Here is an 18,182-nt window from a genome sequence, read left to right as displayed (position 1 = left end):
TCAATGTCTCCCGAGAAAAACCCTTCAATTACCGGGAGACAAGCCGAATGAACCGAACCCTCGATGTGTTGCGCGCCGGCTGCGGCGAACCGGATGCGACCGCTCTGTCGAGCATGGGTGACCGCCCATGACCCAATCGACCGGAAAACTTGCCGTCGTGACCGGTGCCGCGTCGGGCATCGGCAGGTGCACCGTGGAGCGGCTGCTCGCGCAGGGATGGCACGTATGGGGACTCGACCTGTCGCCCGACGGGTTGCGGGAACAGGCACGGGCCTTCGAGGCCGGCGATCGGTTCCGGCATGCCGTTTGCGATGTGTCCGACCCGGCCAGCGTGGACGAGGCGTTTGCCGCCATCCTGCGCGATGGCGTTCGCATCGACGCGCTGATCTGTTCCGCCGGCGTGATCCGGCCCGGCCCGCTCGCCGATCATGCGCCTGACGCGTTGCAGCTGATGTTCGGCGTCAACGTGATGGGTCCGTGGCTTTGCGTGCGCGCGGCGTTGCCGGGGTTGCGGCGACGCGCGAGCGTGGCGGACCCGTCGCGCGTCGTGTTCGTCGGCTCGGTGGCCGGGATGAGCCCGAAGGCCGGCTCGGGTTTCTACGGCGCGACCAAGGCCGCGCTGCACGTGATGTCGGGCGTCTTTGCGGTCGAGCTGGCGCCGGGCGGCGTGACGTTCAACGTGGTCGCGCCCGGCACGGTCGAGACGCCGATGCTCGGGCAGGTGCTCGGCGCGACCGCCGCGTCCGGCTATCGGCCGTACGGTGCGTCGCCGCTCGGACGCATCGCGCAGCCGGACGACGTGGCCGGCGCCATTCTCTATTTCGTCAGCGATGCCGCGCGATACGTCAACGGCGCCGTGCTGCCCGTCGATGGCGGCACGCGCGCGGCGATCGGCAAGGGCTGAGCGGGCTGTCGCCTTTCGCGCGGGCATATGCAGGGCCCTCGGCCGGTCGTCTGGACGACCGGCCGAGCGGCCTCGGTTGGTCAGATGCGGCGGGGCGGTTCGCCGCCGTGCTGCCGCGTGGCTTGGAGCAGCGCCCGATAGTGGCGCAGCGCGGTGAACAGCAGCCACGACGCGACGATCGACGCGATCGGGCAGACGATCGCGATCGAATAGCCGACGCTGTTCGGATCCTTGAAGACCTTGTCCGTGACGAGCGCAATGGTGGTCGGGCCGAGTCCGAAGCCGATCAACTGCCCGCAGAGGCTGTACAGCGCGCCGACCGTGCCGCGCATGCGGCCTGGCGTGCCGAGCTGCAGCGTCGCCGCCATCACGCCCGTCGGCAGGCTGTAGAAGAACACGGCGGCCGCCGTGATCGCGAGCGTGCCGCGCATGTCCGGCATGAACGGTATCGCCGCGCAGCAGAAGACGGCGCCGACGATCGACCAGGCGGCCGTGCGCAGCGGCGCGTCCACGTACCCGCGCTTTTCGAATACGGCGGCACTGACCCAGGGGCCGATCAGCGTGCCGACCGTCGCAAAGACGATCACCACGAGGCCGAAGTTGAACCCGACCGTCGCGCGCGCGGCACCGTGGACACGCACCAGGAACGTCGGCAGCCACGCGGGCATGCCGAGCACCATCATCGCGAGCATACCGATGCCGAGATAGATGCGGACGTAGAAGCCGCGATGCAGCCAGATGAACGCCGTCGTTTCGCGCAGCGAATAGGTCCTGTCGCCGGTGGCCGAATGACGCATCTGCTGGCGCGCGGGCTCGCGCACCGTGAGGCCGACGACGGCGGCGACGAGCAGGCCGGGCAACCCGATCAGCACGAACGCCATCTGCCACGTGGCGAGCGGGTTCAGGATCGGCAGCCACGTGCGCATCTCGCCGGCCAGCATGAAGACCGCGCCGCCCGCGAGGAGCGAGAATCCGCTGCCGAACAGCGGTGCCACATGAAAAATGCTGACTGCGCGCTGAATGTGTCGGGTCGAGAAGTGATCGGCGATCAGCGAGTAGCAGACCGGGATGACGCACGCTTCGCTCGCCCCGACGCAAAAGCGCAGGGCGAACAGCTTTTCATAGCTGTCGGCCAGCCCGCACAGCGCGGTGAACAGGCTCCACGCACCAATCCCCGCGACCAGCACGTTGCGGCGATTCGCGGTATCGGCAAGCCGCCCGAAGAGCGGGACGGCGATCAGGTAGGCGGCCACGAACGCCGCACCCTGTACCAGGCTCAATTGCGTATCGCTGATCCGCAGCGAATGGCGGACCGGGTCGACGAGCAGGTTCAGCAACTGCCGGTCGATGTACGACAGCGCACAGGTGCCTGTCATGACGATCAGTGCATACCAGGCGTAGGGGCTGTCGAGCACCGTATGCCGCGAAGGCGCGTGAGCAATCGGACCGTCGAGCGAGCCGGGTTCGGGGATAGCGTTCTGCGTCGGATGTTTCATGATCTCCTCCTGGTCGTCACGGACGTCGTTCCGTGGGCGCGTGCCGTCGCCCGGCATGACCGAACCGGTTGTCGGTGGCTGATTGGTCGATTCCTTTCGTGCGTTTATTGATTCGTATGTCTAATTATAGGAAGCGATGGTGATGCCGGCCTCCAGTCGCGTGGCGGCCGGAGGCCCGGGGGCGTCAGGTGCGCATCAATCCTCCCGTTACCGGTAGCAGTGCACCCGTGATCGACCGCGCCGCATCGGACAACAGAAACGCGATCACGCCTGCGACGTCCTGCGGCGTCACCCACGCGTTGAAGTCGGCATCGGGCATGTCCTGCCGGTTTGTCGGGGTATCGATGATGCCGGGCAGCACCGCATTGACCGTGATGTTGCGAACCTTGAGCTCCTCCGACAGCGCTTCGGTGAAGCGTGCGACGGATGATTTCGCGGCCGCGTAGGCGCCCATGCCGGCGGTCGCGCGCACGGCGCTCGCCGCGCCGATGTTGACGATGCGCGCACCGCCGCGTTGCACGAGATGCGGCAGCGCGGCCTTTGACGCAGTTACGCAGGTCGTCGTGTTGACCGCAACCATCCGCTGCCATTCCGACAGGTCGTCGCTGTCTTCGAGCGTTGTCCACGTGAAGCCGCCCGCGATGTTCACGAGGCCGTCGATGCGGCCGCACCGTGCAGCGATCTCGTTCATCGCAGTGCGCGTGTCGTCCAGCGACGCGAGATCCACGCGCCATGCGTGCGCACCGTCCGGCGCGCGGCCGTCGTGGACGTCGAGCATGGCCACCCTGGCGTGCAGGTGCAGCAGTGCGTCGATGACCGCGCGCCCCAGTTGCCCGAACGCGCCCGTGACCACGATGACCTTGCTGTCCAGGCGCATATTGTTGGGTTGATCGATCGTGGCATCACGCATAGTCGCCGCTCCTCAGCAGACGGCCGGGTAGCTCGCCGGTCGGCTGGCCGTCGCGGTAGGTGACGACGCCGTTCACGAGCGTCGCGGTGTAGCCGTCCGCGGACTGGACGAGCCGCCGTCCGCCGGCAGGGAGATCGTGGACGGGATGCGGCGCGTGCAGTGTCAGGTTCGCGTAGTCGATCACGTTGATGTCGGCCTTCATCCCTTCGGCGAGCAGGCCGCGATCGGTCAGGCCGATCGCGAGCGCGTTGCGGCGCGACAGCTTGTTGACCGCCCATTCGAGCGATACGCGGCCTTCGGGCCGGTCGCGCGTCCAGTACGACAGCACCGTCGTCGGGTAGCTCGAGTCGCAGATCATCCCGTAGTGCGCGCCGCCGTCGCCGAGCGCGAGTAGCGTGTTGTCGTCGACCATCATGCGACGCACGGCCTCGAGGTCGCCTTCCGAATAATTGGAAGACGGGGCGAGCAGGATCGCGGTGCCGTCGCGTTCGAGCAGCAGGTCATACACGAGCTCGGCGGATGGGGTGCCGGTACGGCGCGCCTGTTCCCGGATCGACTGATCGGGCGTGGGTTCGTAGTTGGGCGGGTCGCCCAGCACGAACGAATCCTCGAAATCCTTCACGATGTTGACGAACACCGGATTGGGATGCGCCGGCGTTTCCGACAGGATCGCCTGCCGGCGCGCCGGCTCGCGCATCGCGGCGACACGCTGGTCGAGCGGCAGCGCGTGAATGGCTTCGTAACTCGGGCGGAATCGAAACGGATGGAACGACAGGCCGAGACCGAACATCAGCCCGACGGGACGCGGAAAGACCTGCGCCCGGATCGGGAGCCCGTCGGCTTGCGCCTGGCGGTTGAGCGCGAGCATCGCTTCCGGCAGATCGACGCAGTGGTCCTTCTGCAGGAGCGAGTAACTGACCGGTCGGCCCGAGATTTCCGCGATCCTGCGGATCAGCGCCATTTGCTTCGCCGCGTCGGACTTCGCGCTGTAGCCGTCGGTGATGACCTGAAAGACCCCGCCGTCGGCCTCCTTCAATCCTTCCGCAAGGGCAAACAGTTCGTCCGTCGCCGCCTTCACGCTCGGGGCGAGATCGCCTTCGACCGTACGATGCCCCGCATGCTGCGAGCTGCTGACGCCGAATGCGCCTGCCCGGATCGCGTCGCGCACGATCTCGGTCATCTGCCGCAACTGGGCCGTGTCTGGCGGTCCGTCGCCATCGTTCATCACATACACGCGGATCGCGCTGTGCGGCACCTGGGTCGCGAAATCGATGTCGTATCGGCGTGCCTTCAGCGTCTCCAGGTACTCGGGGAAGGTCTCCCAGTTCCACGGGATGCCCTCCGTCATCACGATCTCGGGAATGTCCTCGACGCCTTCCATCACCTTGACGAGCGTGTCGCGCTGGGTCGACCGGCACGGCGCGAAACCGACGCCGCAGTTGCCGGTCAGGACCGTCGTCACACCGTGGTTCGAGGAGGGCGACAGCCGGGTTTCCCACGTGACCTGCCCATCGTAGTGCGTATGGATATCGACGAAGCCGGGTGTCACGATCTGGCCGGTCGCATCGATTTCCTCGACACCGCGCTCGGCGATCCGGCCGATCCGGACTATTTTGCCGTCGCGTATCGCGAGATCGGCCACGTAGGATGGTCCACCGCTGCCGTCGACGATCGTGCCCGACCGGATCACGACGTCAAAATCGGCGGCTTGCAACTTGCTGCGGGCAGGTATGCTCATTGGATCTGTCTCCTGTTTTATTACCCTGAAGTGCCGGTCGATCTTCGAAGCACATTGCGCGAGCGTCAACGGAATCGATGAAGGTTTTCCGTACATTGGACTCGTGCAGGCGTTGAGCACGGGATACTCGACACTGGACACATAGGCGACGCGGAGCATGGCGAACCGGCGAGTCGTCTGGAGCGGCAGGCGCGAAGAATATAAGGACTGCGAATCGGAACGATTTTCCGAAGAAGGGCGAGGAGACGTTACGACGTTGCGATGAAGGCAGTCAGTCCTGTTGCGCACGCTGACGCGAGACGGCGTGACGCGACAGGCTGCGTCGCGCAACCGCGATCGGCATCGTTACTGCGCTGAATGCGCGTGGTTGAGCACCGCCGTCAGTTCGGCCGCCGCGCGCCTGAGCGCCGGCACGATCCGGTGTCGGATCGCTTCGATATCGGGATCGACGTCGACCGCGCTGCAAGCGAGCGACATCGGCGTGGCCGAACGGCCGACGCGAATGGGCAGTGCGATCCCGTACGAGTGCCGCTGATACTCGCCGACCGACGTACATACGCCGGTGGAGCGCAATTCGTCGAATGAGCGTTCGATGCGGTTCCGGATCTCGACGGCTTGCGCGCCGGCCTTCTCCAGCAACGGCATCATGTAACGTGCGCGCTCGTGATCCGGCAACGCCCACAGCCACGCTCGCCCGATCGCCGTGGTGCTCATCGGCACCAGCGAGCCGACGCCCAGCCGCAACGTCGAAATCCGGCTGCTGGTGCGATGCGCGACATACAGCATGTCGAGGTGATCAGGCACGGCGAGCGCAACGCAGACGTCGAGCCGGTCGGCCAGCCGTTGCAGAACCGGGCCGGCGAGCCGTGTGACTGCATTCGTTTCGACGAACGCCTGGCCGATCGCGAACACGCCGCTCGCCAGTTCGAGATGCGGGCTGCCCGCGATGCGGCGGAGGAAGCCCAGGTGAACGAGCGTCGACGTCAGGCGCGCGGCGGCCGATCTCGACATCCCGGTCTCGCATTCGAGCTCCCGGATCGTTCGGGGTGCACGCTCGGCATGAAACGCGCGCAGCAGTTGCAGCCCGCGATCCAGCGTCATCGTGATTTGGGCCGGGCGACGCATCGCGTCGTCGAGATGAAACGATGGAGGCTCGGGCGGCATCTCGCCGTGGTTCGAATCGGTCGCCGTCCGGCACGCAGTCTCGAGCGTGCGCGCGAGCGCGACGAGCCGCTGGCCGAGTTCCCGTTCGACCTGAACCTTCGACTGCGCGCCCGCGCGGCTGACGCAGGCGAGGACGACCGGCGGCCGGCCGGGCAGCAGGATCGGCGCGGCGACGCCCGCGATTTCCGGTTCCCAGTGTCCGTGCAAGGTCGCAAAGCCCAGGTCCCTGACCTGATCGATTTTCTCGAGCATGCGTTGCCGGATCGGTGCCCACAGCTGGCCCGCGCGCCGTTCCACTTTCCTGCGCAAATAGGCGCGCTCGGCTTCCGGAAGCACGGCCATCAGGGTCCAGCCCATCAGCGAATACGCGATCTGAACGCGCATTCCCGCGGTTAGTTGCAGATCGAAGATCGCCTCGCTGCTTCGCTGGGCATCGAGGACGATCACTTCCAGCCGATCCCGCGTACCGAGTAGTACGAGCGTGTGGGTCTCTTCGGCGAACTTGCGCATTTCCGCGCTGGCGACGCGCTGGATGTCGGCGTCGGAAATCGCGGCATAGCCGAGTGCCAGCGAGCCCGGTGCAAGCGAATACCTGCGGGTGGCTTCATCGTGGTTGAGATAGCCGAGCGTCACGAGCGAGCGCGACAGCCGCAGCACGGTTGGCGCCGGCAGACCGGTCGCGTGTGCGATTTCGAGGTTGCTCAGGGAAGGGGTGTGACCATCGAAGGCCGACAGGATCGACAGACCGCGCGCGAGCGGCGTCATCATGGCCTTGTTGGCGATCCGTTCCCCCTGCTGCGGTTTGGGCCACACGGTATCGATGCCGGATGGACCGTTGCGACATCGCGTACGGACAGGCGAGGAGGAAAGTTTTCCGGGCTGCATCGTGTCTCCGTTGGCAGCGCGCCTGTCGGACGGTATCCGCGGGTCGTCGTATGGCGCCGCTGGCTGCGCTTTCAAGTGTAGCAATAAGTGGCTTTCGGACGCGCCGGGGAAATCCCTTTAAAGCGCGGTAATGCGCGTTGCGACGAGACGTCGTCGGTCTTTTCGAATTCCGGAACGCGATGTGCGTCAGCACCGAATCCGCATGCATCGCAAGCGCGCAATCCGGCGCATGTTCCACCGGATGATGCGTGGCGAGCGTCGCGCATGTTGCGACCCTGCGGCGGTTCGGGGAAACCCTGTTTCGATTCCAAAGTACGAGGAGGCTCAAGCGACAGGTTTGCCCGGCGCTTGCGCGCGGCGCTTCAATAGGTCCCGACGAAAGGCAAACAACCTGAGTGTCGAAAGTGCAAGGCCGGCCTGACGGCCGTGTATCGAACAGGAATTGGGAGACGTTGAAATGCCAGCTACCCTTGCAGTGAAAGTCACGCGGAAGTGGAATGAAACGCCGGACATTTGCGTGCTGGAATTGCGCGCCATTCACGAAGACCAGAAACTCCCGGCCTTCGAGGCCGGCGCACACGTCGAAGTCCATTTGCGCGGATTGCCGTCACGACAGTATTCGTTGTGCAACGCGCCCGTCCAAACCGACCGCTATCAACTGGGTATCTTCCTCGAACCGGAATCGCGCGGCGTATCGCGCGCGATTCACCAGACGGTCGAGGTCGGCCACACGATCGATATTTCCTCGCCGAAAAATCACTTCCCGCTGGCGGAAGATGCAACGCACAGTCTTCTTCTGGCTGGCGGGATCGGGGTCACGCCGGTCCTGGCGATGGCGGAGGCGCTGGCGTCGCGCGGCGCCAGCTTCGATTTCCATTACTGCACGCGCAGCGCGGAGCGCATGGCTTTCCAGACGAGAATCGGGCAGTCCGGATGGCGGCGGAACGCGCACCTCTATTTCGACGACGCGCCTGACGATCGGCGCGTGGATCTGAATGCCGTGTTGTCGAATCCGGCCGCCGGAACGCACCTGTACGTGTGTGGTCCGTCGGGCTTCGTGACATGGGTGAAGCAGGCCGCGGCGCAATCGGGATGGCCGGATCCGCGCGTCCATTCGGAATCCTTTACGGGTGCCGCCGTCGAGGTTCAGGACGGCGACCGGGCGTTCGACGTCGAGATCGCCGAAACGGGGCAAATCATCCATGTCGGGAAACACCAGACCGCGTTGAATGCCCTCGTCGAGGCCGGCATCGACATTCCGAGTTCCTGCGAGGCCGGCAATTGCGGAACCTGCCAGACGATGGTCGTGTCGGGCGCCATCGATCATCGGGACCAGTACTTGACCGCCGCGGAACGCGCGGCGAACAAGTCGTTCATGCCGTGCTGTTCGCGGGCAGCCGACGACATGATCGTTATCGCTCTGGAGTAGCAGGATGAGGGGTGTTCATGTGGATGCCTGTTGCAAAAATCATTCGGATAACGAAATTACATGGAGTGGAGGAAAATTCATGAAACATAGAATCGATACCTATCGCGATGCGGAAAAGACGATGAAGGACAAGACCCTTCAACAGGCCATGTACGACGCGGCCTTGTTCTTCATGAAGGATACGGTCGTGAACCTTCACGGCGACGCCCACCTGAGAAAGCGCCAGGCGCTCAACAGCTTGTTTACGCGTGAATTCTTTCGCGACTACCAGAACCGTGTGTTGCCCGCCGCGCTCGATCAGGTGCTGAAGCCCGTCGTCGCCGAAGGGCGGGGTGACGTGGCCATCCTGGCGTTTCAGGCACTGGTCAATCTGACCTCCGACGTCACCGGTATCGACCGGGTCGGCACCGAGGAGGAGACGACCCGCATCCTCAAGATCATTCGCGGATTGGCCCACGTATCGACCGTCGGCCAATTGTTGTCGGGGAGTGTGGACGACGCGAACCGGAAAATCCGGGAAGCGCTCGTGGAGTTCGAACGCGATTTCTATGTCCCGTCGGCCAGGCGTCGGCAGGCATTGATCGATCAGGGGGCGGAACTGCCGAAAGACGTGATGACCGTGATGCTGGTCAACTACCCGAACGGCGAGCTGCCCCATGACGTCATGGTCAAGGATGCCGCGCTGTTTCTGCTGGCCAGCTCGGCCACCCAGGCCAATACGCTGTGCTTCATCATGCTCGACATCCTGATGTGGTGTCGCGATCATCCCGGTACGCGCGAGACGCTGCTTGCCGAACCCGCCACGCTGCAGAAATTCATTTGGGAAGCGATACGGCTTCATCCGCCGCAGGTCGTCTCGGTGCGCCAGGCGTCCTGTCCGATGCATATCCCGGACGGCAGCGAGGTGGCCGCAGGCGACGTGATCGAGTTCGACATGGCGACTGCCAACCGCAACCCGGACATCTTCGGGCCGGACGCAGACACGTTCAATCCGTATCGCGTGCCGCCCGGCCGGACTGCCGCCCCGGGGCTTTCTTTCGGAGCGGGGCCGCATGCGTGCGTGGGCCGGGTGCTGGCGGCGGGGGTGCCGATCACGGCGGAGAACGTGGACAACGAGGACACCGAATTCGGCACGCTTCACATGATCACCCATGCGTTGCTCGAGCTGGGGATTGACCTGGACCATGACAATCCGCCGATCGTCGATGAAGCGACGGTGCGGCGGCATATCGTGTCGTTGCCTTTCGTCCTGAGGCCGGAACTGGCCGCGGCGGCGGGCAGGGAAGTCGCGGGTGGGGGGTGTCCTTTCACGCGGGCGTAGGGGGGGCGATCTGGCGTGAAGGTGCAGAGGCGCGGACAAAGCGCCGTCACGCAGGCTGCGTCCGGGTGTCGTGCCTGAGCGCAGGCGGCCGGTGACGGGGCTACTTGATACGGCGCTGCAAGTCGGTCTTCGACTCTCCTGGCAAACGGGCGCTGAACGGCTGCCCGATCGACGCGTGACTACCGACGCGGCCTTTTGGCGCCAGCGCCGGCTCCGATTGCGCAGCCCATTGCCGTTCCCAGGCTCAACCACAGACCCATGCTTTCAGTTGCCGCACCAACCGCAGCGCCGACAGCGATGCCGATTGCAAGCCACTTTCCCATTTTCTTTCGCTCATGCACGATGACAGTGCCGAGCACATTAGCATGAGGTCAACGGGCGACGAAGTGTGGGGCGCCTGACCCGTCACGGTAAGCACGGCCTGCTTCATTGGTAGCGGGGCGGCTCAGGCAGCGGGCATGCAGGTGTCATGACGCGCAGCGCCGACACCCCAGCCCGCGACGGCGCTGGATTCAGAATATCAATCCAGCCCCGGACTCCACGCACGGATAATCGTCGAGCATTTAAGGTTGATTAGCGAATGGCAAAGCGGGCCGCCGGCGAGCCATTCGAGCAATTATTCCCATAGATAAACAGATTCCTGTTTTCCGAATACGCCTGGTAAATAATTGAATAAACCTCTTTGGCACTGAACGAGTAGATGCCGTCGTTGATGGTCACCAGCAAGTTGCCGGTGGTGTCGGTTTCGATCTTGTCGATCTTGCCGGCCTTGCAAAGCGCCTGGGCGGACGCGCACGTGGAGGCGAGCATCAGTGCTGAAAACAGCACGGTTGCAATCTTCTTCATGACTTTCCTTTGATATTGAATGATTTAAAGCGAACGGACGACGTTGGTCACGCCCGGGAAGACAGTCTGTCTTTCCGGATTGCCGATTCACAAGTGTCTGGAAATCAACGGTGGCCTGACAAGGTGGAAACTATGCGACAAAGCACGAATGCAATGATTCGTGCTGCGCCTCCGTATCTCGTTGATTTTTGAATCGCGGTGTTGCGGCGCACAACACAGACTATTTATTTGGTTTTGAGGGCGCCAATCGTATTAATTTATCGTTAATCGAATTCGATAATTTTTTGTTTGAATGTTGTTTTATTGAATTCTGCGGTCGGCTATTTTTGTTTTTTGATTATTTCGATATTTAAATAATCGCCGACGAGTATTGATTCGATGGTTGATGATGTGGCGGGCCAGGTCGACTCGCGCCGGCCCGGAAAGGCGCTACACTGCGCGAGTTCCCGGCCATGCCGGGAGCGTCAGGACACCGGGCCCGCGTATTGCAGACACGTGACGATGTCATTGCCCGTCCCCTGACTCATTCGAACAAGTGACGAGAGAAAGAGAGGGCCCATGCTGACACGTCTTCGTATCGGACTCGATCGCGCGCGCGACCTGCGCGAAGCGGGACGTCCGTCTCCCATCCAGCCGCGGCCGCAGGCGAGCGAACTGGTCGACCTGAGCGCGACGCGCGCGATGTGGCGCGTTACCGTTCCGGGGCAGGCCGACTGCTACATGGCGGCAACACCCGCCGAAACGGATCGCTTCGTCGTCCATCTCGACGCGCAGACCTTTTACGGCCTGTGGCTCGGCACGAGCCCGACGTTTCCGCAACTGAACTCGCAGGACTGCGTGCCGCGCCGCGTCATGCCGCTCGACGGCAAGTACGCGTCGGCCGCCGCCGCGTTCCGGGCCGGCCGCCTCGAACCGGTGGCGCTGCCGCCGGTCGGCTACTGGCTCGAGGGAAGCGGGTACGAAGTCGCGATGAGCAACGGCATGACGCGCACTTTCTGGCTGCTCGCCAACCGCGTGCGGTCGTTTCCGGTCAGCGTCGACAACGCGACCTGGGCCACGATGCTGAACAACATGGCCGGCGTCGGCGTCGCGCCGATCGCGTACCGCGAACTGTTTTCCCGGCACGCGTAGGTCGCCCGTCGCGATCCGGCACGCCGCGGCGGCGCCGGATCGTCACCTGGTTTGACACGCCGCGTTCGCGGCCATTAAAGTCGCATCGCGGGCCGGTGGGTCAAGCACACGCCCGGAACAGGCAGCCGATGTTCCAGGACTACGGGGCTACCCCGTGGATCAGATTGACACCCCGATGCGTCGCAAGGGGCTGGGTTGCGCGTTGCGTAACGCCTCCCCTCGCAGCACCAGTCACGTTGGCTCATCGTCCCGCCCATCTTTCCCCATGCATTCATCCCTGCGCGATACCACCCGCACGATTGCCGAGGCGATGCTCGCCGGGCCGCCCGAGCGCGGCGGCGTCATCGCGCGCATGGCCGCCGTGCTCGGCGACGCGCAGCCGTGGGCGCACGAATGTGCGGACACCGCGCTCGCCCGCTTCGGCGCGCACTGGGACGACGTCGACATCGACACGCTGGCGGCGGTTCTGGCCGATGCGGCCGCGTTCGTGCGCGCCTGGTATCGCGAAGATCGGCCGACCGTGATCCGCGTCGTGCGGCGGCCACCCGTCCAGCGGCCGTTGCCGGCGCCGCTCGCCGGCAGCGACGTGCCGCAATGGGCGACGCCCGGCGATCTTGCCGCCTGGCTCGGCGTGAGCGCGCCGGAACTCGACTGGCTGTCCGACCACTGGCGCGTCGACGCACGCAGCAGCGCCACGCCGTTGCATCACTACACGTACGTGGCGCACGACAAGCGCAGCGGCGGCAGCCGCCTCGTCGAAATCCCGAAAGGCCGGCTGCGCGAAGCGCAGCGCCGCATCCTGCACGGGCTGCTCGATCGCATTGCGCCGCACGGTGCGGTGCACGGTTTTCGCAAGGGGCACGGCATCGTGTCGTTCGCGGCGCCGCATGCGGATCGCGATGTCGTCGTCCGTTTCGATCTGGCGGATTTCTTCGTATCGATACGCGCCGCACGCGTGCACGCGCTGTTCGTCACGCTCGGGTACCCGGTCGAGGTCGCGCGCACGCTCACCGGGCTGTGCACCAACCGCGTGCCGTCCGCGCGGCTGCTCGCGCCGGACCTGCGCGACCGGTTCGACTGGATCGCTCGCCAGCGCTATCGCGAACGGCATTTGCCGCAGGGCGCGCCGACGTCGCCGGCGCTGGCGAACCTGAGCGCGTTCCGGTTCGACATGCGGCTCGCCGCGCTCGCACGTTCGCTCGGTGCAACCTACACGCGCTATGCCGACGATCTCGCCTTTTCCGGCGGCGGCACGCTGGCGCGCGACGTCGAGCGGCTGCAGGTCCGGGTCGCCGCGATCGCGCTCGAGGAGGGGTTTGCGCTGCAACTGCGCAAGACGCGCGTGATGCGGCGCGGCATGCGGCAGCAACTGGCCGGCGTGGTCGTCAATCGTCATCCGAACCTGGCGCGCGATGAGTTCGATCTCCTGAAGGCCATCCTGACCAACTGCATCCGGAGCGGCCCGGCGTCGCAGAATCGCGATGCGCATCCGGACTTCCGCGCGCATCTCGCCGGGCGCGTCGCGCATGCGGCCGCGCTGAACGCGGCACGCGGCGCGAAGCTGCGCGCGCTGTTCGACCGGATCGCGTGGGACGCCCACGACGTCGGCCTGTAATCGGACGTATCCGGATCAACGCCGGCCGCCGTCTTCTGCAACACGACACCGAGCACTGCTATCATTCGCGCCATGCCGCGCCTGTGCCATGGTGCGGCGCTTACTTGCCGCAGCCGTTCGCCGTACCTTCGTACCTGGCGGGCTGCGCGTTGCCGGCCCGGTCCTGTCCGTCATTGATTGACGCGCGACGTCGTTTAGTGCGTATCGCGCAAGCCATGCCGGCTCCGGCAAACGATTCACACATTTGACAGCCCCCATCGGCGGAACTTCGTGGTAGGTTCCGCCATCGGAGCTTTTTGCGAAAACATGCCCAAAGAGGATGAATACATGACCCAGGCCCTGCAGGAACTCGAAGCACAACTTCGGGACCTGAACATCAAGCTGTCGGATGCGAAGCAGAAGGAGAAGCAAGCCGCGCTCGCGGCATTCAAGGAACAGGTCGAGCTTTTGGGAATTTCGCAGCAGGAAGTGCTGAGCGCGCTTGGCTACATCGTCCAGCGAAAACGCAAGGCGCCTGCCAAGTACTACGATCCGACGACCGGCCGCTCATGGTCGGGCCGCGGCCCGCGGCCGAAATGGCTCGAAGGCAAGGATCTCGATACGCTCGCCGTCGACCGCGAGGCCAAGACCTGGTGGCCCGGAGACGACCAAGGCTGAAGCCGGCCGGGCCGCGAGGCCACCCGGCGCCGCCCGGTTCGCACGAGCGGGCCGGCCGGCAACACTCCGCCAGCATGCTGTTTTTCATCCGGTGTCCGGCCTGACCGCGACATCGCCGGCCTCGCCGCCGACACCGGATCGCCGTTTTTCCCTCCCGTTCATGACCCGCAGATTCCCGCTCGCCGTCCCGCAAGCGGGTGCCGCCGCGCACGCGGACCCTCGCCGCCGGCTGGCCGGCCAGCCCTTTGCTCGCGGGCACAGGCCTTAGAATGTCGCCGGACAATCGTGGCAGGACACCATGGCAGCAAACATGAAATCTTCGTCGCTCGGCGGCCCGTCGGCCCCGCGCGTGGAGCAGGTCGGCGCGTACGCGTGGAAAGCGCTGGCCGGATCGGCGATCGGCTATGCGATGGACGGCTTCGACCTGCTGATCCTCGGCTTCATGCTGCCGGCGATCACGGCGGCGCTGCATCTGACGCCCGGGCAGGGCGGCGCGCTGGTCACGTGGACGCTGATCGGCGCCGTCGCGGGCGGCATCCTGTTCGGTGCACTGAGCGACCGTTACGGGCGCGTGCGCGTGCTGACCTGGACGATCCTGCTGTTCGCGATCTTCACCGGGCTGTGCGCGTTCGCGCAGGGTTTCCAGGATCTGCTGGTGTACCGCACCATCGCGGGCATCGGGCTGGGCGGCGAGTTCGGGATCGGCATGGCGCTCGCGGCGGAAGCGTGGCCGGCCAGCAAGCGCGCACGCGTGTCGTGCTACGTCGCGCTCGGCTGGCAGGCCGGCGTGCTACTGGCTGCGCTGCTGACGCCGTTCCTGCTGCTGCACATCGGCTGGCGCGGGATGTTCCTGGTCGGCGTGCTGCCCGCGGTGCTGGCCTGGGCGATGCGCAACAAGCTGCACGAGCCTGAAGCGTTCGTGCAGCGCGCAGCGCAGCCGAAGCCTAACGCGTTCCGCCTGCTCGTCGCGGACGGTCGTACCGCGCGCACGAGCCTCGGCATCGTGATCCTGTGTTCGGTCCAGAACTTCGGCTACTACGGGATCATGATCTGGCTGCCGACCTTCCTGTCGAAACAGATGGGCTTCTCGCTGACGAAGTCGGGGCTGTGGACGGCGGCGACGGTCGTCGGGATGATGATCGGCGTCTGGGTGTTCGGGCAGCTGGCCGACCGCATCGGGCGCAAGCCGACGTTCCTGCTGTACCAGCTCGGCGCGGTCGTGACGGTCCTCGCGTACGCGCGGCTGTCGGACCCGACCGCGATGCTGTGGGCCGGTGCGCTGATGGGCGTGTTCGTCAACGGGATGGTCGGCGGTTACGGAACGCTGATGTCGGAAGGCTATCCGACGGCCGCACGCGCGACCGCGCAGAACGTGCTGTGGAACATCGGCCGCGCGGTCGGCGGCTTCGGCCCGGTCGCGGTCGGCGCGCTGGCCGCGCATTACTCGTTCCAGACGGCCATCGCGCTGCTCGCCGGCCTGTACGTGCTCGACATGGTCGCGACGCTGTTCCTGATTCCCGAGCTCAAGGGCGTCGAACTCGAATGAGCGCGGCGATCGCGCGTAACACAACGACTTCACTGAAAACCACGATGCAACAGCGGAACAGGACGATCGGCGTAATGGGCTCGGGCAAGGCGCCGTGGCTCGCGTTTTCAGAGCCGCTCGGCGCCTGGCTCGCGCAGGCCGGTTTCAATCTGCTGACGGGCGGCGGGCAGGGCGTGATGCTGGCGGTCGCGCGCGCGTTCGTCGGCGTGCCCGGGCGGGCGGGGCGATCGATCGGCATCCTGCCGACGCAGGCCGATCCGCTCGCGGGCTTCGTGCCGCTCGACGGCTATCCGCATCCGTTCGTCGACATCCCGATCCTCACGCCGCTGCCGCGCCGCGAGCCGGACGCCGCCCCGGATACGATCAACCGCAACTACGTGAACGTGCTGAGCAGCGACCTGATCGTTGCGCTGCCGGGCGGCCACGGCACGGCCGAGGAGATTGCGCTTGCGCAGCGCTGGGGCAAGCCGCTCATCTGCTTCGGGCCGGACGGTGCGTTTCGCGAGCTCGCGGTGGGGGCCACGTGCACGTCGTCGCTCGACGACGTGATCCGCTTCGTGGAACGCGCGTTTTCGGCGGAGCAGGCGCTGCGATAGTGAATCGCGTTGCGTCGACCGCGATTGTCGCGACGTCGGCGCGGCCGCACGGCCGGTTCCTACCGCTGCCGGCCATCAAGCAGGTCGAGCGTCTGCGTCCAGTCGAACGGCAGTAGCGCGTCGTAGTCGAGGCCGCGCTCGGCCATCCTGTCGACGAAGCGATCCTGCACGCGCGCGCATGCCGCGCTCATCTCCGGCGCGATGCCGCCTTCGCGCAACGTCTCGCACACTTCGCGCATCTCCGCCGCGCGCCGGCGGCCGTGTTCGGCGACGCGGCTGATCAGGTAGCCGGGCAGGTCGGGCGATGCGGCGAACTGGTCGAACGTCTGTCGCAACGACGCGAGCACGAGTGCGTCGGCGCCATACGCGCGGGCAGCGCCGAGGCATTCGACGGTCAGCGACTCGATGCCCTTGATCATCACGCTGCGGCACATCTTGGCCGCCGACGCGACGCCGACCCGAGCCGACACGGCCCGGGCATTGAAGCCGAGCGCCTTCAGCTCGTACGCGATCGCTTCGGCCTGCGGACCGCCCAGCAGCATCGGCACGGCGAGCCCGTACGGCGGCACGGGCGCCATCACGGCCGCTTCGACATAGTGGCCGCCGGCGGCTTCGATCCGTTGCTGGCCGTGCTGCTTCATCGCCGGCGACACCGAGTTGATGTCGATGAAGGTCTGGCCCGGCCGGATGCACGCGGCCACGGCGTCGGCGACGTCGGCATCGGACGACGCCGTGACGGCGGACACGATCCACCGCACATCGCGGACTGCATCGGCGAGGGTGGGTGCGGCCCGCACGTTCAGGCGCGCGGCCCTGTTGCGCATCGCCGACGCGGTGTGCGCGTCGTCGAGCAGCCGGTCGTACATCGTCACGCGCACGTTTCGCGCGGCCAGCGCGCCGCCGAGCAGGCCGCCGGCCTCGCCGAATCCGATGAATGCGATCGTCGAATCGTTCATGCGTGTCGCTCCTTCACGATTGGGGGCCGCGGCCGTCACGACGGACGGTATCCGGCACGCTTATGACGGCGCCGCGAATCGATGCCGCGCCGACCGGCCATTGCAGGACATTGTCGGTTCATGGCCGATGCGCATGCAATGCGAACCCGCCGCGACAGCCATGCGCTTTCCTTATCGCCCGACGGCAGCATGCGGCGCGCGCGCCACCTCGGTCGCGACGATGCGGATCGCGTCGATCAACGCGCGCGCGGCCGGCGACGGCGGGCTGCCGGTGCGCGTCATCAGCCCGATATCGCGCGTCGTCTCGCGCATCGGCGGGACGTCGAGTACGGCCAGCAAGCCCGAATCGCACTCGTAACGCAGCTGCTGCGCCGACAGCACCGCGAGCATGTCGGTGTGCAGCAGCAGGCCGCGGATCACCGCGAGGTCGGCCGTCTCGACCGTCGGCATCGGCGGCTTGAGCTTCATCCGGCGAAACAGCGCTTCGAACAGGCCGCGTGCGGGCGAATGAATGCGCGGCAGGATCCATTGCGCGCTGGCGAGGCTCTTGATGCCGAGGTTGCGCACGCCGGCGAGCGGGTGATCGCGCCGCGCCAGCACGACGAGGCTCTCCGACATCAACCGTTCGTTTCCGAGGTCGCTCGTCGGGTCGCTCGCGCGCAGCGCGCCGAGGATGAAATCGATGTCGCCCGCGCGCACGCCCGCGACGAGCGCTTCGTACGCGCTTTCGTCGGTGATCACGCGCACCTTCGGGAAACGCGTGACGACGCGTGCGACGGCCTCGGGCAGCATCAGCGTCCGGCCGAGCGGCAGCGCGCCGACGGTCACGACGCCCTGGATGCTGCCGTGCAGCGCCGCGACGTCGTCGGCGACATGCCGCAATTCGTTCAGTGCGCGCCGTATGTGCAGCAGGAACGTTTCGCCGTCGGTCGTCAGCAGCAGGCCGCGCGGATGCCGATGGAACAGCGCGAATCCCGCGCCGCTTTCA

The 18,182-nt window shown here is 65.9% G+C and carries 15 protein-coding genes; 8 read left to right on the top strand and 7 right to left on the bottom strand.

Annotated features, from left to right (window positions below):
• Positions 1–127: 127 nt before the first annotated feature.
• Positions 128–904: an SDR family oxidoreductase gene (locus G3N99_RS08095; protein WP_206122089.1), complete on the top strand. Its 777-nt coding sequence runs from the start codon at positions 128–130 to the stop codon at positions 902–904.
• 80 nt (positions 905–984) lie between these two features.
• On the opposite strand, the gene G3N99_RS08090 is transcribed toward G3N99_RS08095, so the two are convergent.
• From G3N99_RS08090 to G3N99_RS41825, 4 genes are all read right to left on the bottom strand, one after another.
• The gene (locus G3N99_RS08090) at positions 985–2,400 is read right to left on the bottom strand and encodes an MFS transporter (RefSeq protein WP_241011534.1); all 1,416 of its coding nucleotides are present in this window, start codon (positions 2,398–2,400) and stop codon (positions 985–987) included.
• A gap of 184 nt (positions 2,401–2,584) precedes the next feature.
• The gene (locus tag G3N99_RS08085; RefSeq protein ID WP_206122087.1) at positions 2,585–3,310 is read right to left on the bottom strand and encodes an SDR family NAD(P)-dependent oxidoreductase; all 726 of its coding nucleotides are present in this window, start codon (positions 3,308–3,310) and stop codon (positions 2,585–2,587) included.
• Positions 3,303–5,048, bottom strand: a complete 1,746-nt coding sequence (locus G3N99_RS08080) for an amidohydrolase family protein (RefSeq protein WP_206122086.1) — start codon at positions 5,046–5,048, stop codon at positions 3,303–3,305. The genes G3N99_RS08085 and G3N99_RS08080 overlap by 8 nt, the downstream gene beginning before the upstream one ends.
• Positions 5,049–5,393: 345 nt before the next feature.
• Positions 5,394–7,025, bottom strand: a complete 1,632-nt coding sequence (locus G3N99_RS41825; protein ID WP_346778479.1) for a helix-turn-helix domain-containing protein — start codon at positions 7,023–7,025, stop codon at positions 5,394–5,396.
• A 529-nt stretch (positions 7,026–7,554) separates the two neighbouring features.
• On the opposite strand from G3N99_RS41825, the gene G3N99_RS08065 reads away from it, so the two are divergent.
• Entirely contained in the window at positions 7,555–8,526 is a 972-nt protein-coding gene (locus tag G3N99_RS08065; protein ID WP_206122085.1) for a PDR/VanB family oxidoreductase, read from the top strand.
• A gap of 79 nt (positions 8,527–8,605) precedes the next feature.
• The gene (locus G3N99_RS08060) at positions 8,606–9,847 is read left to right on the top strand and encodes a cytochrome P450 (protein WP_206122084.1); all 1,242 of its coding nucleotides are present in this window, start codon (positions 8,606–8,608) and stop codon (positions 9,845–9,847) included.
• 573 nt (positions 9,848–10,420) lie between these two features.
• Here the strand turns inward: G3N99_RS08060 and G3N99_RS08055 are convergent.
• Positions 10,421–10,693: a hypothetical protein gene (locus G3N99_RS08055; protein ID WP_011350268.1), complete on the bottom strand. Its 273-nt coding sequence runs from the start codon at positions 10,691–10,693 to the stop codon at positions 10,421–10,423.
• A 558-nt stretch (positions 10,694–11,251) separates the two neighbouring features.
• Between G3N99_RS08055 and G3N99_RS08050 the strand changes: the two genes are divergently transcribed.
• The 5 genes from G3N99_RS08050 to G3N99_RS08030 all read left to right on the top strand — a co-directional run bounded on the left by G3N99_RS08050 (position 11,252) and on the right by G3N99_RS08030 (position 16,238).
• Positions 11,252–11,824: an Osa protein gene (locus tag G3N99_RS08050; protein ID WP_206122083.1), complete on the top strand. Its 573-nt coding sequence runs from the start codon at positions 11,252–11,254 to the stop codon at positions 11,822–11,824.
• A 265-nt stretch (positions 11,825–12,089) separates the two neighbouring features.
• Positions 12,090–13,439, top strand: coding sequence for a reverse transcriptase family protein (locus tag G3N99_RS08045; RefSeq protein WP_206122082.1), 1,350 nt, complete (start codon positions 12,090–12,092; stop codon positions 13,437–13,439).
• Between the two features lie 327 nt (positions 13,440–13,766).
• On the top strand, positions 13,767–14,096 hold the full coding sequence (locus G3N99_RS08040; RefSeq protein WP_027792132.1) for an H-NS histone family protein: 330 nt from the start codon (positions 13,767–13,769) through the stop codon (positions 14,094–14,096).
• A 298-nt stretch (positions 14,097–14,394) separates the two neighbouring features.
• The gene (locus G3N99_RS08035; RefSeq protein WP_206122081.1) at positions 14,395–15,642 is read left to right on the top strand and encodes an MFS transporter; all 1,248 of its coding nucleotides are present in this window, start codon (positions 14,395–14,397) and stop codon (positions 15,640–15,642) included.
• 44 nt (positions 15,643–15,686) lie between these two features.
• A complete protein-coding gene (locus tag G3N99_RS08030; RefSeq protein ID WP_206122080.1) occupies positions 15,687–16,238 on the top strand; it encodes a DNA-binding protein in 552 nt (183 codons plus the stop codon).
• Between the two features lie 59 nt (positions 16,239–16,297).
• On the opposite strand, the gene G3N99_RS08025 is transcribed toward G3N99_RS08030, so the two are convergent.
• On the bottom strand, positions 16,298–17,194 hold the full coding sequence (locus tag G3N99_RS08025) for a DUF1932 domain-containing protein (protein WP_206122079.1): 897 nt from the start codon (positions 17,192–17,194) through the stop codon (positions 16,298–16,300).
• A 171-nt stretch (positions 17,195–17,365) separates the two neighbouring features.
• A partial coding sequence (locus tag G3N99_RS08020; RefSeq protein WP_241011533.1) for a LysR substrate-binding domain-containing protein occupies positions 17,366–18,182 on the bottom strand: 817 nt, incomplete at its 5' end.

The organism is Burkholderia sp. Ac-20392 (assembly GCF_017104585.1).
Taxonomy (GTDB): domain Bacteria; phylum Pseudomonadota; class Gammaproteobacteria; order Burkholderiales; family Burkholderiaceae; genus Burkholderia; species Burkholderia lata.
Note: the sequence above shows the minus strand (reverse complement) of the source record. Positions and strands in the feature narration are given on the sequence as shown.